Here is a 23005-nt window from a genome sequence, read left to right as displayed (position 1 = left end):
CTGGAATCTCTCTTTTAATCGCGAACTAGAAAGGTGATTCCCAACTCTTTTCTGGGTTACGCAACCACCGATGAATTGAGAAAGGAATCTTGGAGTGTTCTTAAAGCGCTATTTCAACAGCGCCACAACCGTATGACGACGAACATTCGCTTGTGCATTCAGCGCTTGGAATGTCGAGCTAAACTGACCGGAAGTGGCCATAAAGCCATCGAGTTTCGCATTGACATCAGCAGCACTTAACTGCTTGGATTGGCTCTGCACAGTACGCATTTGTGAGTTCAACTCACCATGAAACACTTTGGCTTCTTCCAAGCTGGTTTGCACTTGTCTTATATGCTGATTCACTTTGGCGATGGTTTGCTTTATGCCATCACGAGATCCTAAATCAAAGCTCAGTTCAGCGATGCCATCCGGTTCTGATTTTAGGTTCAGAACATTCGCTTGCCCTGCAGGAAAACGATGACCTTCACCCGTCACTAGCACCTTTTGCTGCATTTGTTGATATGCCGTATCGCGCGCTTCAAACAAAATGGTGCCGTCTTCTGCCAGTGATGCTCGCATGCCCATCGCAATCAAACTGCGGTCGAGCATTTTCACGGTGCGCGCACCATCGGCTTGACCATCAAATTGGATCATCACCGATTGACCTTGCGGAAAGTCTAAGCGGATTTGCTCGGCTTTCTCACTCAAACGATGCACGTTCAAACCGGGAATGGAGAAACGGCGAATATCTGCTTTATCCAGCTTTAGGTGCAGTTCGTTATCAATTACTTTCTGACCGTCAAAGCGCGCCTGTTCAACCACTTGCTGAATCGACGCTTTAGAACGTACTAGCCCTTCTTGCAAACCGGGAACGTTCTGCACGCCTTGGTTGACTGCTTGGGTCAAACCTCGCTTGATTTGAGTCAGCTCTTTACCAATCACTTGCAACGATTTGGAGGCGATTTGCACCGCGGTTGCTTGTTGCTGGCCTTGAGTAAGCTGAATACCGGAAACGGAATAGGCTGACGCGGTGTCAGCCTGAACTTGCGTAGGACGCGGCTTAATCGCACTGCTCGAATCCGCTGAGCGGGTTGGCATGATAGAGGCTTGTTCTTGCCCACCTAAGCGTATGCTATGGGGTCTTACCTCTACTGTGCTCATCACCATACAAAACTTCCTTAAATACGATCAAACAGGTTGAGATCGTTGATCTTCACGTAGCTAGCTTGCGTTGCTTGTAACGCTGCCATGTAGTTGCTCAAACGTACTGACGCCTCACCGTAATCCAATGCCGATAAGTCACTGGTCACCTTATCAACGAACAGCTTGTTTTCACCGTGTGCGCTGTCCATTAGGTCGAGGTTGTTATGGCGGCCACCAATTTCTGTCATCGCCCCCAGTACGTTCGCCAAGGTATCATCAATGGCAGATAAGCTAGCGTCTACTTCCGCTTGAAAATTCGGACTCGGGTTCTCAAATTCTGCAATCAAAGCATCGATTTGGTTCAAAACATTATCGCCGCCACCAAGCTCCAGAATCTCTTTTGCCGTCATGTTGGAATCCATGGTCACGCCCTTCGCAACGGTGACCACGCGCTTGTCACTGTTACCATCAACTTGGTACGCACCGCCTGCATTACTCACCGCAGGCGTGTCCGTCTGAGTACCAGAAAACAGGTAGTGGCCTTCTTCATCTTGCGCGTTGAATGAGGATTCAATCGAATCACGGTAGCTTTTTAGCTCGATGATCATGCCGCTGCGATCTTCATCGGTTAATGTGCCGTTCGCGCCCCAAAGCACCAAATCACGCACACTCTTTAAGCTCTCGTTGACCGAATCCAAATGGGTTTCTTGCGCAGAGAGTGTGGTTTTAAGATTTGCGATATTACTCTGATACTGGCCAATTGCGCTGTTTTCACGTTCAAGGTTCAGCAGCTTTATCGACGCCATAGGATCGTCAGAAAGCTTGGTTAATCGGTCACCCGTGGCCATTTGTTGAAGAACATGCCCCAAACCTGCGTTGTTGGTTTGCAAGCTTTGCAGCATCATTTGGCTAAATTGACTGTCACTGATTCGCATCTCGGGTTCCTTTTAGAATAACTGCAATACAGAGTCGAAAAGCTGGTTAGCGGTGCTAATGACTTTCATGTTGGCGTTATGTGCGTTAGCAAATGTCATCAGATTCGCCGCTTCTTCATCGCTGTTCACCGCACTGACGTTGTCGCGCGCGGCATGCGCTTGTTTGTTCATTGCCGCCTTAGCTTCATAATCCGCTTCTGCTTGGCGTGCTTTGATCGCCGTTTCACCGACCATTGCGGTGAACGCATCGTTTAAGCTCAGCGAGCCATAACCTGTAACTGAAACCGGCTTATTGCTCAGTTGAATTAGGTCATTCAACACATCTGCATTACCCGGAGTGCCATCGCTGGAGAACGCTAATTCTTCCGCACTGATATTGGTAATGGTTAGGCTCGCTGCTGGGTTCGCCGGATCGTAGCTAAACAATGGCTTGCCCGGATTGCCGTTGAGATCTTGGCCTGTCGCCAGCACCGCGTTGTATTCATCCGCCAATGCTTTTGCCATGTCATCCAAAGCGACTTGGTTTGGCTTTAACACTTCGGTTTGATAATCGTTAATCGCGCCCAACTTGCCGCCTACCGAATGGTCAATGACAAAGCTTTGCGAGGCGAATTCGACACTCAAATCCGCAATATATGGGTCGCTTGGGTCTGGCTTTGCTGCCAGCTGACCATAATCCGATCCCATTACCAAAGGCTGACCAGAAGCGAGTGTCACTTGCATGCTACCGTCTGGTTGGTCGGTAGTTTTGATTTCAACGATTTGAGAAAGCTCACCAATCAACACATCGCGAGTGTCCATCAACTGCGCTGGGTTACCACCTGTGCCTTGCATTTCGACAATCTGCTTATTTACCTGAGCAATGTTCGCCACCAAGCTATTGGCATGGCTCAACGCGGCATTACGCTGATCACTCATGTCCTTGTGCTGATTGTGAAGCGACTCGGTTAACGTATTGAATCGGCGTGCTAACGCTTCCGATTCATTAATGATTTGCTGACGGTATGGGATTGATTCTGGTTTTACTGTGGCATCATTCAGTGCAGCATTAAGGGAATCTAACCCCGCAGAAACGCTAAAACCATCCGCACCAAGCGTGTTTTCAAGCTGGCTCATGGCGGTGGTATAACCTGCCGAATAAGCCGCTAAACTGTTGGTCGACCACGTTTGCTTCACCAAGAATTGGTCTGTGACACGGCGAATGCTCGTCACTTCAACACCCATTCCAGGGCTGAGCTTGTTGTACTTACCGTCACCAACAGAAGCCATCAATGCTTGTTGTCGGCTGTATCCCGGCGTGTTGATGTTAGCTACGTTTTGCGCGGTCACATCCAACGCCACACGGTTCGCGTTTAAGCCTGAAAGGGCGATATTAACAAGGTTCATTTACAGCTCCATTTTCCTGATCAGCGGCTGAGTAAATGCGGTCGTCATTCCGGCTTCACCGAGCACTTGTTTAACAGAGGCGACCGCTTGCAGCGTGGGATTAACTGCGTCGGTCTTCATCGCGATTTCATCGTTTTCAAGTTGTGATGTGCGTTCAAGGCTGACCACTTTTCCATCGTTCGCCGGAGAGACATTACGTGATTGGTCGAACGCCACTTCGCGCATTGAAGGGCTAAGTTGTTGGAGTTGTTGGATCAGCATATTGGCGATACCAGAGTTCTGTTTTTTCGCCAACTCCATCGCTAATTGCCCATCGTACATATCGCGAAACACACCTTGTTGCTGGCTAGCAAACGGGCTATCTTTGTCGGCCAATACATCACTGCTGCTGCGCATTTGACGTAGCACCATTTGTAGGAACATCGCCTCGAATTGACCCGCAACCACTTCAAGAGCGCCTTCTTGATCGCGGCTTTTCTTGATGCTCGCTAGGGCGCTGTTGTCGTGATACAGCATGGTATTGAGTTGTGCTTGATCGCCGCTCGTGTCTAACTTCATCGCTAACTCCTTAAATCACCACAAGCTCAGCATTCAGCGCGCCCGCTTCATTCAATGCTTGCAGAATCGACATCAGATCCGTTGGCGTCGCGCCTAGGCTGTTTACAGCGTTGACGATAGTGTTCAGTTCCGTGCCCGGAGGCCAAATCACCATTTGCGCTTGTTCTTCGTTCACATCGATTTGGGTTTGATCCACCACTTTGGTCTCGCCATCAGCAAACGCGTTCGGTTGGCTGACTTGTTGAGATTCAGAGATTCGAACAGTCAAGTTGCCGTGGCTTACTGCCGCTTCACCCACTTTGACATTTTTACCGATGACGACGGTGCCAGTACGTGAGTTGAAGACGATTCGAGCTGGCTTACGACCTTCTTCCACGCTCATTTCTTCCAACATCGACATCATGGTGACACGCTGTTGGGTGTCCATCGGTGCACGCATTTCGACGCGCGCTTTGTTGATCGCTTTCGCTACGTTTGGACCAAAGGTATTGTTGATTTCACGGGCGATGTTCTTCGCCGTGGTGAAGCTTGGTTTGCGCAGATTCAACGTGATTTCGTCACGCTGGTTAAAATCAGTTTCGATTTCTCGCTCCAACGTTGCTCCATTAGGAATTCGGCCAGCGGTTGGTGTGTTTACTTCTACTTTAGAGCCGCTTTTACCCTCGGCGGATAAGCCCCCCACCACCACACTACCTTGAGCGATGGCATACACTTCGCCATCGATACCGCGCAGTGGCGTCAGCAGTAACGTGCCGCCACGTAAGCTTTTCGCATCGCCGATAGAAGAAACTACTACGTCCAGTGTTTGACCCGGTCCCGCCATTGGGTCAACAGATGCGGTAACACTTACGGACGCCACGTTACGTAATTTAGGGTTCATGCTGTCATCAATCTGAACACCAAATTGGCGCAGCATGTTGGTAATCGATTGAGCGGTGAATTTCACTTGGTTACGGTCGCCTTGACCGGCCAAGCCCACGACTAAACCGTAACCGACCAATTGGTTTTCTCGGATGCCCTGCACATCCACCAAGTCCATGATCGGAATTTCCACTTCGGCATGTGAAGTGGCAGGAAGTCCCAAGGTCAGAGCCAATAGGAAAGAGGTAAAGAATGCATTAATTGGCTTCATTAGAATGGTACCCATGGGCTGTTGAAGAACTGAGTCAGCCACCCGGCTGCGTTGCTGTCGGCTAATGCGCCACGACCAGCGTAGGTAATACGAGCATCCGCAATACGTTGAGAAGACACTTGGTTGCTGCGGTTGATGTCATCAACACGCACGATGCCCGTTAGACGAATAAACTCGTCGCCTTGGTTAAGTCGAAGCCACTTTTCACCGCTAATGCGAAGCACGCCATTTGGCAGTACCTCATGTACCGTCACGGTGATCGCACCTTGTAATTTGTTACCTTGCGAGCTGGATGCGCTGCCATCAAAGCTGCGACTGCCATCGACACTCACACCTAGCTCATCAATGGTTTTGGTGCCAATGGTTGGCGCGGCAAAGTCTACGGTTGAGCTTTTGCCAAACTGTGTGCCCGCTTTCTTGCTTGAAGAGGTTTCTTCAGAGAGCTGCACGGTCAAAACATCACCGACTCGGTAGGCTCGGCGATCTTGAAATAACGTCATGGTGTATTGGTGACGATAAAGGCTGCCGGACTTGGTCTCTGGCAAGGTGTAATCCAACACTGGTGGCGCGTATTCCTCTGTGTTTGGTTCAGGCGGAATAAACTCATCACGACCTGCACATCCCACCAGCAACACGACGGCAACTGCCCAACTCTTCGAAAGCCATTTCATTGCTTTTTCCTTCATCATCACCAATTTCTTACTTACATCGATTGCGCGACAAACTTCAGCATGTCGTCTGCGGCAGAAACCACTTTGGCGTTCATCTCGTACGCGCGTTGAGTGGTGATCATGTCGACCATCTCTTCCACTACCTGCACGTTTGAGCCTTCTAAAGCGCCCTGTTTGATGCTGCCTGCACCGTCTTCGCCCGCAATTAACTCATCAGCAGGACCACTTGCTTCTGTCTCACGGAACAAATTACCGCCAACGGCTTCTAGACCCGCTGGGTTGATGAACTTCGCCAGCGTGATTTGACCCAACTGCTGCGGCGTTGGATCGTCAGCGGATGTGGTTGTTACCGTGCCATCCACACCCACAGAGAACGAAATCGCGTTGTCCGGGATTTGAATTTGTGGCTCTAGTGGCAAACCTTGGCTGTTAACCATCAAACCCTCTGAGTTGATGTGGAACTGACCATTACGCGTGTACATGATCTGACCGTCAGAGTTTTCGATTTGGAAGAAGCCTTGCCCCATCACCGCTAAATCCAACTCTTGAGTGGTATTTTGTGTGTTGCCTTGAGTGAAGACTTTCTGCGTACCGACTACGCGAACACCAGAACCAAGCTGAACACCGCTTGGCAGTTCATTCACCTGGTCGACTTGCGCGCCCGGCTGACGCTGAATGCTATAAAACAAGTCTTCAAACACCACGCGGTCACGCTTAAAGCCGACCGTGTTAACGTTCGCTAGGTTGTTAGAGATGGCAGTCATTTTGGTATCTTGAGCTGCCATGCCCGTTTTACTTACCCATAATGCTGAATGCATTGGTTATCTCCTTTGGACGAGAATCCCTTGGTGAGAGGGTTATCTCGCCGCCATCAATTTGTTTCCGGCTTGCGCCAAGGTTTCTGCGGTTTTCATCATGCGAACTTGCATTTCGAAGTTACGTGTCAACGACATCACGCTCAGCAACTCATCAATGGCAGACACGTTACTGCCTTCAATGTGCTCTGGAGAAAGCTGCACGGTTTCATCCGCTGGGAAAGGCACACCATCTAAGCTGTGTAGCAAGCTGTCGCTCTCTTTTTGCAGTTGGTTGATTGGTGGTTTCACCATCTTCAAGGTGCCCACTTCCACTTCTGCACCACCACCCGGAGGAATCACAGAAACACGGCCACGTTCACTGATTTCAATCTTCTGAAAATCAGGCACAACGATTGGTCCGTTTTCACCGACAACCGGGAAGCCATTGATGCTCATTGCACCAAAGGTATCGACTTTGATGTTGCCCGCTCGGGTGTATGCTTCATTGCCAATTGGCGTTTCAACGGTGAGGTAGCCCTCGCCCATGATCGCCACATCGAGAGGACGACCGGTTTTCATGATGTCGCCAGAATCAAAACGCGTTGCGGCTGAGTTGGTCACCACCATGGTGCGGCCATCAAAGCCCGCACCTTGTAGCTCAACGCTGCGAACGCGTTCCATATCGGCACGGAAACCTGCGGTGTCAGCGTTCGATAAGTTGTTCGAACGTACGTGCTGAGCCTTAAGAACTCGACTCGCACCCGATGTGGCAGTAAATAACAAGCTATCCATGCGACTCTCCCATTACACCGCGTTGAACAGAGCTTGAGTCAGCTTGTCATTGGTCGAAATGGTTTTCGCGTTCGCTTGGTAGTTACGCTGCGCCGTCATAAGTGCAACCAGCTCACTGGTTAAGTCAACGTTAGAGCCTTCTAGCGCACCGGGTGTTAAGTCACCCAATGTGCCTGTACCCGGAACACCCATGATTGGCGCGCCAGAGCTAAAGCTTTGTGTCCAAGCCGTGCCGCTCACTTTCGATAGACCTTGCGTGTTAGCGAAATCCGCAAGCACAACCTGACCTTGCAGCTGAGACTGGCCATTAGTGTAAGTCGCGTAAACCATGCCGTTGTCTTCCACTCGAACGCCCGCAAGCTCACCTGAGGTGTAACCATTCGGGTTGTTGGTGCTCACGCCAAACGCAGCGCCAAACTGAGTGCTACCGTTCAAGCTGATATCAATGCTCATTGCGTTTGCGCCCGCCGCTGGGAATGCAACGTTGAAAGAACCTGTTGGAGAAGCTAGCGTGCCGTCAGTATTGAATTGAACCGTTTGAGCCGTTGCTGGCGTCGTTGGTGCACCGTCAACTTCCACGTTCACTTGCCATTCGTTATCTGATGTCTTCGTGAAGTACTGAGTTACCGTGTGCGAGTTGCCAAGTGAGTCGTACACCTTAGTGGTGTAAGAAGAGTTGAATGAGTTTGGATCGGAAGAATCGAATGGGTAAACCGCTTGATCGACTGCCGTTGCGCTTGCATCGAAGTTCGCCACAAAGTCCAGATTGTCGGTCGCTTTTGCGTTAAGTGAAGAAGTAGATACTTTGATGTCACCAACAGAGCCAGTTTGAAGGTTCGCGTTGTTGTCTACGCTGTAACCTTGCAACTTGGCACCGTTATTTGCGGTCACAAAGTTGTTCTTATCAGTACCAAACACACCCGCACGAGTGTAAAGCATCTGCCCCATGTGATCTTTCGTCACGAAGAAGCCGCTGCCGTTGATCGCCAAGTCCATTGCACGGCCTGTGCCTGTCACCGAACCATTCTTATCGAAGTTCTGAGAAATCGACGCCACTTCTACGCCGCCCGGTTGCATGCCGTTGTAAACCGCTGCAAATTCTGTGCGGCCACCTTTAAAGCCGTACGTTGATGCGTTGGCAATGTTGTGGCTGATGGTGTTTAACTCTGTGTTGGTCGCGTCCAGACCACTAAGTGCGATGTTAAAACTCATAAATAACCTCTGATTTCCTTATTTGGTTAAGCACCAAACTGAGTGATTTGATAGAAAGGAACGTTGCCAACGCCTTGAACATTGACCAGTGCTGCGCCACCTGAGCTAGGAATACGAACCTGCTCAACCGTACCTGCCAGCAAAACATTTGGGCTCTTTTGCCCCTCTTGAACTTCCACCGCAACGGTGTATTTACCCGGTTTCAAACCAAGCTCTTCTGGATTGATCGAGAACTCAACGTCACCTGTACCGTGCGCACCTAAAGGCACTTTGGTTGATTGGCCGAACTCATCTTTGACGACTAACGTCACTTGGTTCGAACCGTGTTCTAGCTCGACCTTGCCGCTTTGCACGCCTTCACCAAGTTCAAACTCATTCGAAGAGACATACACGGTTTGACCAACCAACCCCGCCGTTGAAAGCACCTGCATGTTGTCGAGCAATACCATGCTGTTTTGCATCAGCATCGACATGTTTTCAGTACTTTGAACTTGCGAAAATTGCGCTAACTGGCTGACATACTCAGTGCCATCAAGCGGGTTAAGTGGATCTTGGTTTTGAATTTGCGCCACCATGAGCGAGATAAACTCGTTTTGCAGTGACGTTGCGCTGTTCATATCCGATGGGTTGGCAGAAATGCCGCCGGTATCACCACTAGCGGTAGTGGCAACTGGTGCGTCAGAAGAGAGCGCGGTGTATTGTGCGAGACTCATTAATTACCCTGCCCTAGTCGAAGCAGACCTTGCTGCATGCTTTTCACATTCGTCAGCACTTCCACGTTAGTTTCAAAGCTGCGCGTTGCGGACATCATGTCGGCCATCTCTGACACCACATCAATGTCTGGGTAGTACACGTAGCCTTCGTCGTTCGCTAACGGGTTGTTAGGTTCGAAGCGTTTTTCTGCCTGACCCGCGTTCTGCACCACATCTACAATGCGCACTTCCGCATTCGGATAAACACCGTTTTCTGTCGCCATCTGCGTTTTCTGATACACAGTCGCGAACACAGGTTTGAGTGCTTTGTAGGCATCATCCGGATTGGCAGACACCGCATCGGCGTTGGCAAGGTTACTGGCTACCGTGTTCAGGCGAACGGTTTGCGCCGTCATCGCCGAGCCAGTGATTGAATAGATATCAGTAAATGACATGTTTAACGTCCCTCAATCACTTTCGCCAAGCCACTGAATTTCATGTTGAGAAACGTCAGGCTGGTTTGAAAGTCCATGTTGTTTTGCGTGAACTTGGCTTGTTCAACGCCCAGTTCCACAGTGTTGCCGTCTTTGCTGTTTTGGTAAGGCACCGAATATTGCGCCTCAACCTGAAACTTCGGCACCGGTTTGTTCACACTGCCCGCTGACATTTGATTCATCACGGTGGTGAAGCTTAGGTCCTTTGCCAAGTACCCTGGGGTATCAACATTTGCTAGGTTACTGGCGAGGACTTTGGTACGCTGAACGCGAAAATTGAGTGCCTCTGGATGTACACCTAACGCATTTTCGAATGTGATCGCCATGCATCTTTCCTTAAAATCGGCTCGAATACACCGAATAACAAAACAAGATGCATGCCATAAAATTTAGTTATATATATCAATGAATTACAAACAAGGAAGGAAGCCTCGCTTCCGGTTTACGGAAACCATTCAAACCAAGGGGAAAGGTCAATTTCCCTCAATCATGCTGCTTTGTGGTTTGGTTTTGAGTGCAAGCTCACTCAGTGTTTTAGCGAATGAGAAAAACCTCACCGTAGACGAGTTAAAAGCCATCGTCGGCGAGCAATTTGAGCAAGAGGTGGCGCAAGTGGCACACTCTCGTCAGTGGAGTGCTTACCAACTCGACTATCAAATATGGGTGCCAGGCTCTGCCAATCACCTGCCTGTTTGTGACACACCTTTGGCAATCGCAGGACGCGATAATCGGCCGTTACCTGTTGGTAATTTAAAACGTGCGGTCAGTTGCGAAGACGTTAGCTCTCCATGGAGAATTAACGTGACCATTAAATCGACGGTGACACTTCCCGTTCTCGTTGCCACCAGTACGATTGGACGTAACGAATCCATCTCAGCCTCGAACTTAAAAACTGAGACGCGCACAATTTCACGCCAAGACGATTTCTTCACAAAAGCAAACCAAGCCATTGGGCTTGAGACCACTCGCCGAATTCGAGCAGGCCAAATCATTGCCCCAACCAACTTAAGCTCTCCACCACTGATCGAGAAAGGCAACGAAGTGATCATCATCGCCAGCAAGGATGGGTTTAGTGCCAGTACCAAGGGAGTCGCCTTAGAACAAGGCAAGAAAGGTCAGCAAATTGAGGTAGAAAACACCAGTTCTGGCAAGGTGATACGCGCTGTCGTAACGGGGCTCAATCAGGTGCATACCCAATTTTGATTTTGGACTCAGGTTATCATTTTTCGATTTAGATGCTCGTCAGCGTAGGCGAACTTCGAGTACAAAAATAAATATTTAATGTTCATCACACCCTAGTCGCCTATTCGATTTAGAACATGATGATTGAGGACAACAGCATGAAAATCGACAAGGTCGCGGGCGGTCATGTCCCACAAACTAAATTCCAGCAGGCGAGCAAAAAGCCAGTCGACACCGTCGCACAGAGCAAGATTAACGAGCCTACATTCCAAACGAATACAGCCGCGATCGATCGCGCTCAAGCTGAAATGAAATCCTTACCAGACGTAGACATGGTGAAGGTTGAACAAATTCGTAATGCGTTAGCTCGTGGTGAACTGAATCTAGATACCCAAGCATTATCTAAAGCAGTAATGCAATTTCACACTGGTCACGAGTAACACAACGCACTAGGAGTCATGCATGGCAACGACGGCATCGCATCACATTCAGAAGTTTGTTCGCTCTATCGCTGAAGACGTCAAACTCTACCAGCAACTATCGGGGCTGATTCAGCAGCAAAAAGCACTGTATTTGAAGTTCGATGGTGAGGCGCTAAACGAGAATATTCAAAAACAAATGCCGATTTTGAATCAGCTTGGTCGTTCTGCAAGTGAAAGAAGCCAGTTAATGCGTAAACTCGGATTGCCTTGTAATGAGACCAGTGTGAATCGTATTTTCAATGCCTTGCCCGCCAAGATTGGTACGCAAGCGAGAAAACAATGGACGCTGTTGGGATCCTTGGTGAAACAATGCCAACAGGACAATCAGAGCAATGGCCAAAGCTCTGCAGCGTTCCAAGAGTTAGTCAGTCAACTCAAACAACCTGTGCATCACACTTATGAAGAGCGTTCGTTCTAAGCAACGATTCTCGCTTTGCCTACAGAGTCTTCCGCCATCCCGGTCGATGACTGTAGGCTTTTTTGTTTTCTGCTTGACCTTCTTGTCTCCATTGACTTTGGCCAAGCCGCACAACAAAACCATCGAGCAACAATTCCAAGTACTTGCTCCTTACCAAACACAAATTAACCAACGTCTCGATTCCGTTAGCCCGCTACTCGATCATATTTTTAAGCAGCTTAAGCAAAAATCTCTGCCCGCAAACTTTGTGCTGGTGCCGATGCTGGAATCCTCCTATAACCCCAAAGCCGTCTCGCACGCCAATGCTGCGGGCCTCTGGCAGTTGATCCCTGCCACGGCAACACGCTTTGGTTTGCAAGTAACGAATAGTCAGGATGAGCGTTTTGATACCAAAGCCAGCACGAAAGCCGCATTGGCGTATTTGGCGTTTTTGTATAACAAATTTGATCAAGATATCGCGCTAACCCTTGCAGCTTATAACGCAGGCGAAGGCCGTGTCGCTAGAGCGATAAAGAAGGCTGGCAGTCGAGATTTCAAAGCACTCACATTGCCGAAAGAGACTCAGCAATACGTCAATCGCTTTTACGCGCTGGAACGTTTGGTCAGTATTCAGAAACTGCGCTTCGATTCTTTCCAGCCGCTACTTTTGTTTGCGAATCATTCCTCGACCTACACCGAACCGCTTATAGACCTTAGTCGATTACCGCCACTCGTGGAATTGTGAACATTCTCACTAAAAGCTACCAATGTCAGAAGCACGTAAAAACACAAGATCCTATTCCGCCAATTTACAAACTCGTGATCTCGATGCAAACGCGTGCATAAAAGTTACGGTAATGTATCTCAAAGATAAGAAAGAGCAGTGGTTTGCTGATAATTTACCAACTTGCACTTGTATATTGCCTAGATATCCATCACATTACGCGTGCAAACAAAGTGAAAACGGATAGTTAGACCTATTAATTATTTACACAACAAATATAAAACAGCTATTGTTTTCACAGATTGATACAAAAAAACAGAATATCGAGATGACGCTTCGCTTGCGCGTCTGGAATAAGTCCGGGTTCCGGGGGGGAGCTCGGACTTTTTTTATTGGCTGATGTTTACAAATTGAAACGTTAAAAAGCCGTTTCGTAAACGAAGACCGGAAATTTGAGAAGGGTGAAGAGTACTGTCGCCGAATAAGCGTGAACTATAGAAGCTCTTTCGAGATCAACTGGAGCAAGAAGGTTTCACGTTCGATGCTCATGCCTTTCTTCGGGCTTTCTGCCATCGTATTTTCATTATGCGCGATCGCGTCGTGTACATTCATCCAAACTGGGCGCATGCCATTTTTCACTTCGTAATCTTCATAAGACGTTTCACCCAACTCACGGTCGATCTTGCACGTGTAGCAGTATGACGTCATGTGCATCACATCCGCATCGTCTTTGTACCATGGACGAAATTCTTCGAAGATACCGAAAGGCTTGATGCTGTGAATGTTCTTCGCACCGGTTTCTTCTTCCAGCTCACGTACCAAACCTGCAATCACATCCTCACCGTCATCGATGCCACCGCCAGGCAGCGTGTAATCGTGATAACGCTCTGTGTAAAGAAGCAGGACATCTTCACCGTCTAATACAATGGCGCGCGCCGCATTGCGTTGGAAGATGATTTTGTCATCGAGATGCTCGATGTCTGGGTGCGTAGTGGTTTTCAAATGTCTCATCGCAGATTCCGCTGTGAATGTTTTGCGCGCATACTACCGAAATTCATGCGCATTCCCAAGTTTCAATTTGAGGTCTATTGAAACAACTTTCACTGAACAGTGAGCGAATTCTAAGATTGCACATAATTCCCTTACAAGCTTCGTGCTTTTAACAAACATAAGACAATATTTTTCTGAAACTCTCCTATAATCAACACACTACTCGTTAATCCCATGCGGAGATCAAGAATGAAAAAGACAACTTTAGTAACGGCAGTGGCAGCAGCGATGGTGTTGGCAGGTTGTTCAACTTATGAAGGTGCAACTCGCTCAAATGAATACACGGCAGCAGCAAACCCAGCAGCGGTATACTGCGTGCAACAAGGCGGCGAGCTAGATACTGTTACAGAAAATGGCGAGCGTGTAACGTACTGCCAATTGTCTGAAAACGAGCGTTTTGAGCAATGGGAATACTACCGCAACAATCATAAAGAAGATGGCGAATCGTGAACACCGTTAACATTTGCGCAATCTAAGATTACATTATTATCAATAAAGGAGCTTTAAGCTCCTTTTTGTTTACCGTAAATTTCCCTACTTTCTGATACTTACCCCTTTATCCATCGGCCTTACCGCATAGCGACACGATATCGAACGGCGTTTTATTCCTGACGTTCCCCTGACATTACTTTCCAACCGGTCAATAAAATTCCTCGCGCACATCACGAAATTTCACGTTTTTTCCACATTTTTATTGGAGCGGGTGGTCAGGATGAAAACAGATACTGTCAAACAAGCCGAATCGGCACAATCCAACCTTGTTGCTGAAAACTCAAAAGTGACTGAAGAGTCAAAACGCATCATCTACAAATCGATGTTGAGTGCGTTGACCATCGTTGCAATTAGTATTCTAGTGAACTTAAGTATCCGCGTGGATTACGTTTTACTAGGCTCAACCTTGGGTGAAACGTCCGTCACTGAAACATTGCAATTGATCATGCTGGCCGTTGCGTCTTGGTCTTTCTTCCGCGTCTCTAGACAAGAAAGCCATGTATCCCATGCTGCCATTCTTATCTCAGGCTTCTTCGCTGTATTGATGATCCGTGAGATGGATTACTGGTTCGACATGATTCACCACGGCTCTTGGGTATTCCCTGCTCTTGCGGTAACAGCGCTGGCTTGTGCGAAAGCTTACCAAGGCGGTAAAGGTACCGTAAATGAAATGGCAACCATCTTACAATCACCATACATGAAGCTGCTTATCGGCTCGGTGATCTTATTGTTGGTGTTCTCTCGTCTATACGGAATGGGCAGCTTCTGGCAGCACGTAATGGGTGAGCACTACGTACGCGATGTGAAGAACATCTCAGAAGAAGGTATTGAGCTACTTTGTTACAGCTTAATCGCGCTCAGTGCAGTACGCACACGCCGCGAGCTAAAACGTCAATAAGTTACGCTCGCTGGCCTAGGTATTTGCCTCAGGATCAAGTCGCAGGTTCAGCGACGTAAGAATCGGATGGAATACCGCTAGCGCTTGCTCTGCGGCATAAACAGAATCATCAAAGGCTGTCATTTCGATGGCCTTTTTCATATCTGCAATTTGCCTTTGAACATCTTGTCCTAACTGCAACACTTGCAGCCTCTCTATAGATCGACGAGCGATTGCTAATGGCTCTGCTCGTACCTCAGCCAAATCACGCTTAAATACATCACGCTTTACGCCTTCTAGATACACTCGGTAGGTCGTAAGCTCATCAAATAGCAGAAACGCCTCAGCTAACACGCCTGTATGAGGGTATGGCACACTAATGTGTTTAGATACTTTGAGGGGAATATTGAGGTGAACCCCCATTTCCTCGCAGCGCGATTTCAACACTCTCAACAGGCCTTGTTCGTCCATCAGCGTTTGAATCTCAATAATCCGTTCCAAGTGGTAGTCATTGGAAAGCAGCGTGACTTCAATGGTTTGGCCTGTTTGACAAAGGCCACTCTGCAATAGTTCTGCGGCGGCATTCTGCATGTTCTGCACCGTATTAAGTGAACGGTTCTCGATGATCACTTGCTGCTCTGGAAAGTCGACGCCTTTTACCTCTATCAGATGACGAAAGTAACCGTACATTGCATCCGCTTCAGATACTGTCTGACTTTGAGTTATCCCGCCACAGAACACCAATGCCGTAGTATCAAAGCACAGCTCGCTTAAAACATTAGACAATGCTTCAACACGGGAGCAGCCCTCAGCGCTTAGCTTATCGTGTACCAAGCGTTTACCCAGAATGATCACTACTTTGTTTAACTTCATTACCGAGATCTCAATTACTCATACTTTAGCGAACAATTTGTATACAAAAAATTGCTTTGCCAATACCCTCTCAGGCATTAACATCTAATTAACAATGTCATTCTAGAGACCTGAATAAAGGTCCGTAAAGAAAGGAAGTCAATTATGCTGTCGATTTTCGATATTTTTAAAGTCGGTGTCGGTCCATCCAGTTCCCACACCAATGGCCCAATGCTCGCAGGTTACCATTTCACTCAACTACTTAGCGACTCTATGGCGAAAGTGCACAAGGTGCAAGTTGACCTTTATGGTTCTTTATCGCTGACAGGCAAAGGTCACCATACTGACCGTGCTACCGTACTTGGTTTGATGGGCAACAAACCCGATACCATCAAGATGACCAGTGCCAAGAGTGCACTGCAACATACCATTGAACATGGCACGCTCTCTGTCGCTGGCGTGCATGAGATCGTGTTTAATTATGATCACGATATCGTCTTCCACAGCGACAACCTCCCATTGCATGAAAATGGCATGACCATTACGGCTTTTGATGCGGCTGGCGATCAAGTCGCGTTTGAGACTTACTACTCCATTGGCGGTGGCTTTATTGCAACCGCTGCCGAACTGGAAAACGGCAGCAGCGAAGCGGAAGTACAAGTGTGTTATCCGTTCAAATCAGCCGATGAAATGCTAGAGAAAGCAGAACAAAACGGCTTGAGCTTGGGCGGAATGATTCTGCAAAACGAACGCGCGTTTCGTGAGCAGGAAGAGATCGACCAAAAAGCCGAACAGATCTGGAAAGTGATGTCGCTGTGTATGCAGCGTGGCTTCGATACCGAAGGTATTCTTGAAGGCGGGTTGAATGTGACACGCCGTGCACCAAACCTACTTAAAAAGCTCGAAGCGAATGCGGCCGTAGAAAACGATCCAATGGAGATCATGGATTGGATTAACCTATTTGCTTTCGCGGTAAGTGAAGAGAATGCCGCGGGTGGCCAAGTAGTTACATCCCCAACCAACGGCGCGGCCGGCGTTATCCCTGCGGTACTGATGTACTACCACCGCTTCATCAAAGAGCTGGACAACAAACAGTTGAAGGACTTCTTAGCAGTCGCGGGGGCGATTGGTATTTTATACAAAACCAACGCTTCTATTTCCGGTGCAGAGGTAGGTTGCCAGGGTGAAGTCGGGGTTTCGTCTTCGATGGCAGCAGCAGGCTTAACCGCACTGCGCGGTGGCAGTAATGAACAAATCTGTATTGCCGCAGAGATCGCCATGGAGCACTCACTAGGCATGACCTGCGACCCAATTGGCGGTTTGGTTCAAGTTCCGTGTATCGAACGAAATGCGATGGGCGCGATGAAGGCCATCAACGCATCACGCATGGCACTGAAGCGCACCAGCAAATGTCTTATTTCATTAGATAAAGTTATCGAAACCATGTACCAGACTGGTAAAGACATGAATAAAAAATACCGTGAAACATCACTTGGTGGTCTGGCAGTGATTCATATGGCGCCACCATGCGAATAGCATACTTTACATCAGCTATTGCTGATTAATAATTCTCATTGTTGGCGGACAAAATTCCGCCAACGTCTTCTTTCTTACGCCCAAATTACATCATCTCCTGCCCCACTCTCTATTGCATATTATTTCAGCGACATTTCAAAACCTTAAAAACCACCTCAGAACAATCATCTTATAAATTGTTACTTTTTGGTCATTTATTCACGTAATTTCTAGTTGATCTAGAACAACACATTAGTAAGGCAAACGTTTCGCATTAGAAATTTTGGTGCATTAAATTCGTTTTATGCGACAATTGTTTCAATATGTAACATACCGTTTAAGTAACATTTAACAGAAATAATAACTACCTTTCTCGCAATAGTGAGTATTTAATTATGTGGAATAAACTAAATAAATCTATGATGTTCTGCCAAATGATGTTTGGCTTATCATTTTATGGCGTGTTGGTCAGTCTAACGCGTTTTTTCTTAGAGGATCTGAATTACAACGAAGCTGATACCATGATGATCGTGGGTGCCTTTTCGGCGATTGGCCCCCTATTTGCGATTGCTGGCGGTTTCATCGCTGATAAATTTTTAGGTGCTTACCGTTCTCTATCGATTGCCTTCCTAGCATTCGCATCTGGTTACGTGCTGCTTGTTCTTGGGGCTTCGGCAACCAACGTACCGCTTTCTATGTGTGGTATCGCACTAGCAAGTTACGGCCGTGGTTTAATGTCACCTTCTTACCCTAGCCTGTACAAACGTACCTTTAAGTCTCAAGAAGATTTCGAGAAAGGTTATCCAATCAACTACTCAGTGAACAACGTGGGCGCTTTCCTAGGTCAATACTTGTTCCCAATGATTGTGCTGATCATCGGCTTTAATGGTGGTTTCACTATTTCAGCAGTGATGGCTGGCGCAGCATTGATTATGCTACTTGTGTTCCGTAAAGGCTTGGTTGGCGTTGCTTCTGATCTGGATCGTCAAAGCGTAAGCATGAAGAACTGGATTTTCTTCGCGATCATCTCAGCGGCAATGATTGCACTGGTATTCTTCATGTTCTCTAACATGGATATCGGTCAAAACATCGTTTACGCCATTGGCGGTGCAGCAATTCTTTACTTTGTTTCTTTGATGTTGAAAGCAAGCAAAGCGGAATCATTGAAGATGGGTACCATCCTTATCGTTACCTTCCTAACCACTTGTTTCTTCGTTTACTACGGTCAGATGATGACTTCAATGAACATGGTAGCGATCAACACACTAAAAGGTTCTCTGTTTGGCTTCATTCCACTAGAGCCTGAAGCTGCAATGGCGATGAACCCGCTATGGTGTATGGTTGGTGGCCCTATCGTTGCTGGCTTCTTTGGCATGCTAGAAAAACGCGACATTCACCTATCAACAGCAACTAAGATTGCATTGGCATTCGTGCTAACCGCTATCGCATTCGGCATCCTAACCTTCGCGGTAACGACCGTTGGCGAAGACGTCATTATCATGCCTGAGATCTTCCTAGCGATTCACTTCTTCCAAGCGATCGCAGAAGTTATCGTAGGTTCAATGGTAGTAGCATTCATCCTATCGGTTGCACCTAAGCACATTGAGAACTTCTCTGTAAGCTTGTTCTCAGTAGCTATCGCGCTAAGTGGTATCGTTGGTGCCGCGTTCTCGACTTCTATCGCACTAGAAAAAGGTCAAGAGATCACCCAAGAGATCGTACAACACGTTTACGGCGAATACTTCCAACTGCTGACTATCCTAGCGGTTGTGATGGTTGCGATTGCCTTGGGCGCATCATTCATCATTCGTAAGATGCTTGAAGCGGCAAAACAAAGTGAAACTGAATTGGAAGTGGTTGAGCAAAACTAATTACCCATTTCACCTAAACACAAAAACGGAAGCTCAGTAGCTTCCGTTTTTTTATCGACAGAGTTTGTTATCAAAGCGCCATTGCTACGCTGTAAGCGTTACCATTAAGTAAGCGTTTAGTGCCAATACCAAAGAAACAATCACCACACCGGCATAAGACACCCATTTGTTGTTTTTGAACTCCCCCATCAAACGTTCACTGTTGGTAAAGATAAGCAATGGGATAATCGCCAGCGCAATACCAAAGCTCAACACCACTTGGCTCATCACCAAAATATCTGTGGTGTTCATGCCCAAACCAATCACCACAAACGAAGGTGCCATAGTAATAAAGCGTCTTAGCCACATTGGGATAGAGAAGCGTACAAAGCCTTGCATCACCACCTGACCTGCCATTGTACCAACGACGGTAGAAGACAAGCCTGAAGCAATCAACGAAACACCAAACAACACAGAAGCAGCTTTACCTACCAATGGCGTTAGCGTCATATATGCTGTTTCAATTTCCGCCACATGTTGGTTGCCTGAGTAATGGAAGACCGCAGCTGCCATCGCCACAATCGCGATATTCACAAAACCTGCAATCACCATCGCAATCAATACATCAAAACGAGTGGTACGAAGGCGGGTTTTTGTGCTTTCACCGTAACTGTTTTTGAACAATGCTGAATGAAGATAAATCACATGAGGCATCACTGTTGCGCCAAGAATACCGGCAGCAAGGTAGATTTGGTGGGAATCCGTAAACGTTGGAGTCAGCAGACCTTTCACCATTTCACCGCCCGCAGGGTGTGCAAAGAACAGTTCAGCAATGTAGATAACCACCACCAACATCAAAAGTGAACCAATCACCACCTCTAGCGGTTTTTGACCTTTCTGGTTAAGCATCAGAATCATCACAGTAGCAACTGCAGTGATCATCGCTCCTTCCATCAAGCTGATGCCAAACACCAACTGAAAGCCCACCGCCGCACCGATAAACTCAGCAAGATCTGTCGCTATCGCAATGATTTCCGCTTGGATCCAGTAGAAGCCTACTGCCCACTTATTCGGTAGGTGGTCACGTAGATGCTCTGCGAGATTTTTGCCTGTGACAATACCTAGCTTGGCGGATAAATACTGAATCAACATCGCCATTAGGTTCGCCCATAACACTACCCAAAGTAGCTGGTAACCAAATGAAGATCCCGATTCAATATTCGTCGCAAAGTTGCCTGGATCGATGTAGCCAATCGCCGCAATAAATGCAGGACCAAGCATCATTAATTTGCGTTTAATCTTATTGAACGCCGAAACATTCGATACAGCCGCGTTCTCTAACTGTATGGATGCATGATTTATCGATGCATTACTCATGGTGGTATTCCTCTCTTGTCGATGAGAAGAATCATACCCTCACGCAAATGAGAATCAATATCACCTAGATATCTAAAAGTGGTAATTAAGATTTCAGCAATTAATTTTGAGCTATCGATAAACAAAAACTATCAAGGAAACTCCATTCAATAGAAACAACAATGCCGCGATAAACGCGGCATTGAGAGCGGGGATGATTTCGTGTGCTGTCGATCAGTCGCGGCGGCCACGTAATTGAATCGGTTGATTAGAAGCGTCGGTTTGAATCATAACACCACCGTAAGTAGCATCATTTCGACCTTTAAGCGTTAGGTTAGAATCCGCGCGTTCCACATCAACTTGGTTTGCTTGGCTCATTGTCATATCAATTGTACCTGTGTATGACCCATCACCAGCGAATGCTACATTTACAGAACAAACCATTAAGCCTAGTGCGATTAGTTTTTTCATACGTCACCTCGATTTCTGTGGTACATCGTTTCGATGTAGAAACTCTAGCAACGCATGCTAAGTAGCACGAGGAAAACCCGAATTTACCAAATGGAAACCCTAGGTCAAAAAACGCTTTTCTACCATAAACTTAGAATTGACCATCCCCTGTCTTTTATTACGAGAGGCGGAGTTATGATGCCGTAGCAACGTTGGCTGGAGTAGAAGAATGACAATCAATCTGGATATGCAAAACGTCTTGGTATTAAAGCGTATGTATGAGCTACGTAACGTGCGCTTGGTGGCAGAATCCCTAGGAAAAACATCTGGCGCCATCAGCAAAAATCTCACCAAAATGAAAGCGCAACTGGACGACCCTCTCTTCATTCAAACCAAAAATGGTTTTGAGCCGACCTCCTTTGTTGAAGCCAACATGCCGCACTTCGAGCAGATATTAACCAGTGTTGACGCGATCAAACCGCAAGAATTTTCTCCATCTCTCTTCACCGGAGACGTTGCTATTTACGCGAATACGCTATTCTGGGATCGATACGGGGATAAGCTTTACTTGCAACTGCTAGAGCAAGCTCCCAATGCGAACTACTCGTTTTTAAGATGGGGAGCGGATGCACGAAACCGTATAATCGATGGGGAAAACGCAATCGCGATCCACTACTTCGATGAAGATCTCCCTCAGTCCATTGCTCAAAAAGAGCTGGGCAAGGGTAAAGCAGTGTTCTTTGTTCGAAAAGATCACCCAGCGCAAGATTTCCAATCCTTAGAAGATTACACCTTCATACTATTCAAAACTCCCGGCTGGAACGATCACAAATACCCATTATTGGATCGTTTGAAGAACATCGGTTTTGACGTGAAGCCCAAAGTCGAGATCGAACACCCAGCAATGATCCACAACATCATCATGAAAACCGATCACTTCGGTATCACCATGAGCGGGAATGTGCCCGAATGTTGTCGAAGTATCGAACTACCAAACGGGCTGGAACTTGGGGTTAGCTTTGTGATGAGCTGCCGTCGATCACAACAGCACGATCCGCAAAACCAATGGTTATTCAGCGTGATTCAATCCATCATTAAGCAACACTCTAAACTCGATTAGAACTTGATTTCACCGAGCACACCAAGTGTGATGGCTTGTTGATGTTTGTTGATGTATTCAATATCCTGCAAATACGCTCGGTGATGACCTTCTTCCAAATTAGCTTGGAACTGAGCATCACCGCTGGCGGCCATTGCGCGCATGTGATCAACTAAAGCCGTCAAACGTAATGTCATCATTTCCACTAATTCTTCACGCTCTAATCGGCTGCAACCATAGGCATCGCAAAAAATCTTCGCTCGACGAATTTGCTCTTCCAGTGTACCCATTTTGTCATTTTTATCGGTTTTGAAGGGTGCCCAACCGTAAATCGAAAAAGCAATATCCCAGATACGTGGGGCTGGGTGCGCCGTATCAAAATCAAATACCCCCACTACAACATCGTCTTCTAACGCCACGTTATAAGGCATGAAATCACCATGACAGATCACCTCTTGCGGCGAGCGGGCGGGTAGCATCCAATGATGCACATCTTGTGTATTTTTCTTGAGGAAACTTTCTGATGCATCATGAAAACGACGAAGCAACTTTGCTGCAGATTTCAATGCGGTCAGTGAGGCAATTTCACCTTCGAGCGGGTAATTGTAGGTTTCTCCTTCCACGAACGTCAGTAGCTCTTTGCCACCCTCAATTGCAATCGCCTTTGGGCATGCAGTAAAGCCATGACTATGTAGATGTTGGAGTAATTGATGAACTGTCATTGTCCAATGACTGGCAGGCCGACTGACTCGATCCCCCTTGCGATAAATGGCATTCTCCCTGCCCCCTTCTAACGCTTCCATTACTGCTCCTTGATAGCCAGAGCGCGAGCTCCGTGAGTGATGACGACATGAAACGTACTCGATCATCTTAGCACTCGAATTC

At 47.4% G+C, this 23005-nt stretch carries 26 protein-coding genes; 9 read left to right on the top strand and 17 right to left on the bottom strand.

Features of this window, described 5'->3' with window-relative positions; genetic code table 11:
• Nucleotides 1–108 precede the first annotated feature (108 nt).
• From KHO06_RS18455 to flgB, 12 genes are read right to left on the bottom strand one after another with little or no spacing between them, the layout of a single operon-like run.
• On the bottom strand, nt 109–1149 hold the full coding sequence (locus KHO06_RS18455) for a flagellin (protein ID WP_103413881.1): 1041 nt from the start codon (nt 1147–1149) through the stop codon (nt 109–111).
• Nucleotides 1150–1160: 11 nt separating this feature from the next.
• Nucleotides 1161–2060 carry a flagellar hook-associated protein FlgL gene (gene flgL, locus KHO06_RS18450; protein ID WP_005432410.1) on the bottom strand — a complete coding sequence of 300 codons (900 nt, stop codon included), beginning with the start codon at nt 2058–2060 and terminating at the stop codon, nt 1161–1163.
• 12 nt (nt 2061–2072) lie between these two features.
• Nucleotides 2073–3446, bottom strand: coding sequence for a flagellar hook-associated protein FlgK (flgK, locus tag KHO06_RS18445; RefSeq protein WP_212583090.1), 1374 nt, complete (start codon nt 3444–3446; stop codon nt 2073–2075).
• On the bottom strand, nt 3447–4004 hold the full coding sequence (locus KHO06_RS18440; RefSeq protein ID WP_212583089.1) for a rod-binding protein: 558 nt from the start codon (nt 4002–4004) through the stop codon (nt 3447–3449).
• A 10-nt stretch (nt 4005–4014) separates the two neighbouring features.
• A complete protein-coding gene (locus KHO06_RS18435; RefSeq protein ID WP_212583088.1) occupies nt 4015–5136 on the bottom strand; it encodes a flagellar basal body P-ring protein FlgI in 1122 nt (373 codons plus the stop codon).
• On the bottom strand, nt 5136–5807 hold the full coding sequence (gene flgH, locus KHO06_RS18430; RefSeq protein ID WP_050910658.1) for a flagellar basal body L-ring protein FlgH: 672 nt from the start codon (nt 5805–5807) through the stop codon (nt 5136–5138). Before flgH ends, KHO06_RS18435 begins: the two co-directional genes overlap by 1 nt.
• Before the next feature lie 32 nt (nt 5808–5839).
• On the bottom strand, nt 5840–6625 hold the full coding sequence (gene flgG / locus KHO06_RS18425) for a flagellar basal-body rod protein FlgG (RefSeq protein WP_005432423.1): 786 nt from the start codon (nt 6623–6625) through the stop codon (nt 5840–5842).
• A gap of 39 nt (nt 6626–6664) precedes the next feature.
• Nucleotides 6665–7396, bottom strand: coding sequence for a flagellar basal-body rod protein FlgF (flgF, locus tag KHO06_RS18420; RefSeq protein WP_212583087.1), 732 nt, complete (start codon nt 7394–7396; stop codon nt 6665–6667).
• 12 nt (nt 7397–7408) lie between these two features.
• Nucleotides 7409–8608 (bottom strand): flagellar hook protein FlgE, encoded by a 1200-nt coding sequence (gene flgE, locus KHO06_RS18415; RefSeq protein WP_005432427.1) that lies wholly within the window; start codon nt 8606–8608, stop codon nt 7409–7411.
• 26 nt (nt 8609–8634) lie between these two features.
• Nucleotides 8635–9321 (bottom strand): flagellar hook assembly protein FlgD, encoded by a 687-nt coding sequence (flgD, locus tag KHO06_RS18410; RefSeq protein ID WP_212583086.1) that lies wholly within the window; start codon nt 9319–9321, stop codon nt 8635–8637.
• Nucleotides 9321–9755, bottom strand: a complete 435-nt coding sequence (gene flgC, locus KHO06_RS18405; protein ID WP_005432431.1) for a flagellar basal body rod protein FlgC — start codon at nt 9753–9755, stop codon at nt 9321–9323. Before flgC ends, flgD begins: the two co-directional genes overlap by 1 nt.
• 2 nt (nt 9756–9757) lie before the next feature.
• Complete coding sequence (flgB, locus tag KHO06_RS18400) at nt 9758–10120, bottom strand: flagellar basal body rod protein FlgB (RefSeq protein ID WP_005432433.1); 363 nt, start codon at nt 10118–10120, stop codon at nt 9758–9760.
• 79 nt (nt 10121–10199) lie between these two features.
• Between flgB and flgA the strand changes: the two genes are divergently transcribed.
• From flgA to KHO06_RS18380, 4 genes are all read left to right on the top strand, one after another.
• On the top strand, nt 10200–10997 hold the full coding sequence (gene flgA, locus KHO06_RS18395) for a flagellar basal body P-ring formation chaperone FlgA (protein WP_212583085.1): 798 nt from the start codon (nt 10200–10202) through the stop codon (nt 10995–10997).
• Between the two features lie 137 nt (nt 10998–11134).
• Complete coding sequence (gene flgM / locus KHO06_RS18390; RefSeq protein WP_105066506.1) at nt 11135–11416, top strand: flagellar biosynthesis anti-sigma factor FlgM; 282 nt, start codon at nt 11135–11137, stop codon at nt 11414–11416.
• 22 nt (nt 11417–11438) lie between these two features.
• A complete protein-coding gene (locus tag KHO06_RS18385; protein ID WP_105066382.1) occupies nt 11439–11876 on the top strand; it encodes a flagellar protein FlgN in 438 nt (145 codons plus the stop codon).
• Nucleotides 11877–11922: 46 nt separating this feature from the next.
• A complete protein-coding gene (locus KHO06_RS18380) occupies nt 11923–12600 on the top strand; it encodes a lytic transglycosylase domain-containing protein (RefSeq protein WP_212583401.1) in 678 nt (225 codons plus the stop codon).
• A 471-nt stretch (nt 12601–13071) separates the two neighbouring features.
• Here KHO06_RS18380 and KHO06_RS18375 read toward each other — a convergent pair whose 3' ends face one another.
• The gene (locus KHO06_RS18375; protein ID WP_045370804.1) at nt 13072–13590 is read right to left on the bottom strand and encodes an NUDIX hydrolase; all 519 of its coding nucleotides are present in this window, start codon (nt 13588–13590) and stop codon (nt 13072–13074) included.
• 228 nt (nt 13591–13818) lie between these two features.
• Between KHO06_RS18375 and KHO06_RS18370 the strand changes: the two genes are divergently transcribed.
• A complete protein-coding gene (locus KHO06_RS18370) occupies nt 13819–14079 on the top strand; it encodes a DUF333 domain-containing protein (RefSeq protein WP_005535975.1) in 261 nt (86 codons plus the stop codon).
• Between the two features lie 262 nt (nt 14080–14341).
• Nucleotides 14342–15019 (top strand): hypothetical protein, encoded by a 678-nt coding sequence (locus KHO06_RS18365; RefSeq protein WP_038890647.1) that lies wholly within the window; start codon nt 14342–14344, stop codon nt 15017–15019.
• A 15-nt stretch (nt 15020–15034) separates the two neighbouring features.
• Here KHO06_RS18365 and KHO06_RS18360 read toward each other — a convergent pair whose 3' ends face one another.
• Entirely contained in the window at nt 15035–15871 is an 837-nt protein-coding gene (locus KHO06_RS18360) for a YdcF family protein (protein WP_212583084.1), read from the bottom strand.
• A gap of 144 nt (nt 15872–16015) precedes the next feature.
• Here KHO06_RS18360 and KHO06_RS18355 point away from each other — a divergent pair, with 144 nt between their 5' ends.
• Both KHO06_RS18355 and KHO06_RS18350 read left to right on the top strand, forming a co-directional pair.
• Nucleotides 16016–17386 carry an L-serine ammonia-lyase gene (locus KHO06_RS18355; RefSeq protein ID WP_212583083.1) on the top strand — a complete coding sequence of 457 codons (1371 nt, stop codon included), beginning with the start codon at nt 16016–16018 and terminating at the stop codon, nt 17384–17386.
• Between the two features lie 374 nt (nt 17387–17760).
• Nucleotides 17761–19236, top strand: a complete 1476-nt coding sequence (locus tag KHO06_RS18350) for an MFS transporter (protein WP_005432455.1) — start codon at nt 17761–17763, stop codon at nt 19234–19236.
• Nucleotides 19237–19320: 84 nt separating this feature from the next.
• Here the strand turns inward: KHO06_RS18350 and KHO06_RS18345 are convergent, their stop codons facing one another.
• A complete protein-coding gene (locus tag KHO06_RS18345; protein ID WP_212583082.1) occupies nt 19321–20592 on the bottom strand; it encodes an Nramp family divalent metal transporter in 1272 nt (423 codons plus the stop codon).
• A 213-nt stretch (nt 20593–20805) separates the two neighbouring features.
• Nucleotides 20806–21042 carry a hypothetical protein gene (locus KHO06_RS18340; protein WP_005432461.1) on the bottom strand — a complete coding sequence of 79 codons (237 nt, stop codon included), beginning with the start codon at nt 21040–21042 and terminating at the stop codon, nt 20806–20808.
• A 208-nt stretch (nt 21043–21250) separates the two neighbouring features.
• On the opposite strand from KHO06_RS18340, the gene KHO06_RS18335 reads away from it, so the two are divergent.
• The gene (locus tag KHO06_RS18335; RefSeq protein WP_005432464.1) at nt 21251–22141 is read left to right on the top strand and encodes a LysR family transcriptional regulator; all 891 of its coding nucleotides are present in this window, start codon (nt 21251–21253) and stop codon (nt 22139–22141) included.
• On the opposite strand, the gene KHO06_RS18330 is transcribed toward KHO06_RS18335, so the two are convergent.
• Nucleotides 22138–22923, bottom strand: coding sequence for a phosphotransferase (locus KHO06_RS18330; RefSeq protein WP_005432466.1), 786 nt, complete (start codon nt 22921–22923; stop codon nt 22138–22140). The two genes, KHO06_RS18335 and KHO06_RS18330, sit on opposite strands and share 4 nt — an antisense overlap.
• Nucleotides 22924–23005 lie beyond the last annotated feature (82 nt).

The organism is Vibrio sp. B1FIG11 (assembly GCF_905175335.1).
In the GTDB taxonomy this organism is placed as follows: domain Bacteria; phylum Pseudomonadota; class Gammaproteobacteria; order Enterobacterales; family Vibrionaceae; genus Vibrio; species Vibrio campbellii.
This window is presented reverse-complemented; position numbering and strand designations above follow the sequence as displayed.

Coding starts and splice junctions, on each gene's coding strand:
- KHO06_RS18455 (WP_103413881.1), bottom strand. CDS start 1,149: ATGGTGATGAGCACAGTAGAGGTAAGACCCCATAGCATACGCTTAGGT.
- flgL (WP_005432410.1), bottom strand. CDS start 2,060: ATGCGAATCAGTGACAGTCAATTTAGCCAAATGATGCTGCAAAGCTTG.
- flgK (WP_212583090.1), bottom strand. CDS start 3,446: ATGAACCTTGTTAATATCGCCCTTTCAGGCTTAAACGCGAACCGTGTG.
- KHO06_RS18440 (WP_212583089.1), bottom strand. CDS start 4,004: ATGAAGTTAGACACGAGCGGCGATCAAGCACAACTCAATACCATGCTG.
- KHO06_RS18435 (WP_212583088.1), bottom strand. CDS start 5,136: ATGAAGCCAATTAATGCATTCTTTACCTCTTTCCTATTGGCTCTGACC.
- flgH (WP_050910658.1), bottom strand. CDS start 5,807: ATGAAATGGCTTTCGAAGAGTTGGGCAGTTGCCGTCGTGTTGCTGGTG.
- flgG (WP_005432423.1), bottom strand. CDS start 6,625: ATGCATTCAGCATTATGGGTAAGTAAAACGGGCATGGCAGCTCAAGAT.
- flgF (WP_212583087.1), bottom strand. CDS start 7,396: ATGGATAGCTTGTTATTTACTGCCACATCGGGTGCGAGTCGAGTTCTT.
- flgE (WP_005432427.1), bottom strand. CDS start 8,608: ATGAGTTTTAACATCGCACTTAGTGGTCTGGACGCGACCAACACAGAG.
- flgD (WP_212583086.1), bottom strand. CDS start 9,321: ATGAGTCTCGCACAATACACCGCGCTCTCTTCTGACGCACCAGTTGCC.
- flgC (WP_005432431.1), bottom strand. CDS start 9,755: ATGTCATTTACTGATATCTATTCAATCACTGGCTCGGCGATGACGGCG.
- flgB (WP_005432433.1), bottom strand. CDS start 10,120: ATGGCGATCACATTCGAAAATGCGTTAGGTGTACATCCAGAGGCACTC.
- flgA (WP_212583085.1), top strand. CDS start 10,200: ATGAATTACAAACAAGGAAGGAAGCCTCGCTTCCGGTTTACGGAAACC.
- flgM (WP_105066506.1), top strand. CDS start 11,135: ATGAAAATCGACAAGGTCGCGGGCGGTCATGTCCCACAAACTAAATTC.
- KHO06_RS18385 (WP_105066382.1), top strand. CDS start 11,439: ATGGCAACGACGGCATCGCATCACATTCAGAAGTTTGTTCGCTCTATC.
- KHO06_RS18380 (WP_212583401.1), top strand. CDS start 11,923: ATGACTGTAGGCTTTTTTGTTTTCTGCTTGACCTTCTTGTCTCCATTG.
- KHO06_RS18375 (WP_045370804.1), bottom strand. CDS start 13,590: ATGAGACATTTGAAAACCACTACGCACCCAGACATCGAGCATCTCGAT.
- KHO06_RS18370 (WP_005535975.1), top strand. CDS start 13,819: ATGAAAAAGACAACTTTAGTAACGGCAGTGGCAGCAGCGATGGTGTTG.
- KHO06_RS18365 (WP_038890647.1), top strand. CDS start 14,342: ATGAAAACAGATACTGTCAAACAAGCCGAATCGGCACAATCCAACCTT.
- KHO06_RS18360 (WP_212583084.1), bottom strand. CDS start 15,871: ATGAAGTTAAACAAAGTAGTGATCATTCTGGGTAAACGCTTGGTACAC.
- KHO06_RS18355 (WP_212583083.1), top strand. CDS start 16,016: ATGCTGTCGATTTTCGATATTTTTAAAGTCGGTGTCGGTCCATCCAGT.
- KHO06_RS18350 (WP_005432455.1), top strand. CDS start 17,761: ATGTGGAATAAACTAAATAAATCTATGATGTTCTGCCAAATGATGTTT.
- KHO06_RS18345 (WP_212583082.1), bottom strand. CDS start 20,592: ATGAGTAATGCATCGATAAATCATGCATCCATACAGTTAGAGAACGCG.
- KHO06_RS18340 (WP_005432461.1), bottom strand. CDS start 21,042: ATGAAAAAACTAATCGCACTAGGCTTAATGGTTTGTTCTGTAAATGTA.
- KHO06_RS18335 (WP_005432464.1), top strand. CDS start 21,251: ATGACAATCAATCTGGATATGCAAAACGTCTTGGTATTAAAGCGTATG.
- KHO06_RS18330 (WP_005432466.1), bottom strand. CDS start 22,923: ATGGAAGCGTTAGAAGGGGGCAGGGAGAATGCCATTTATCGCAAGGGG.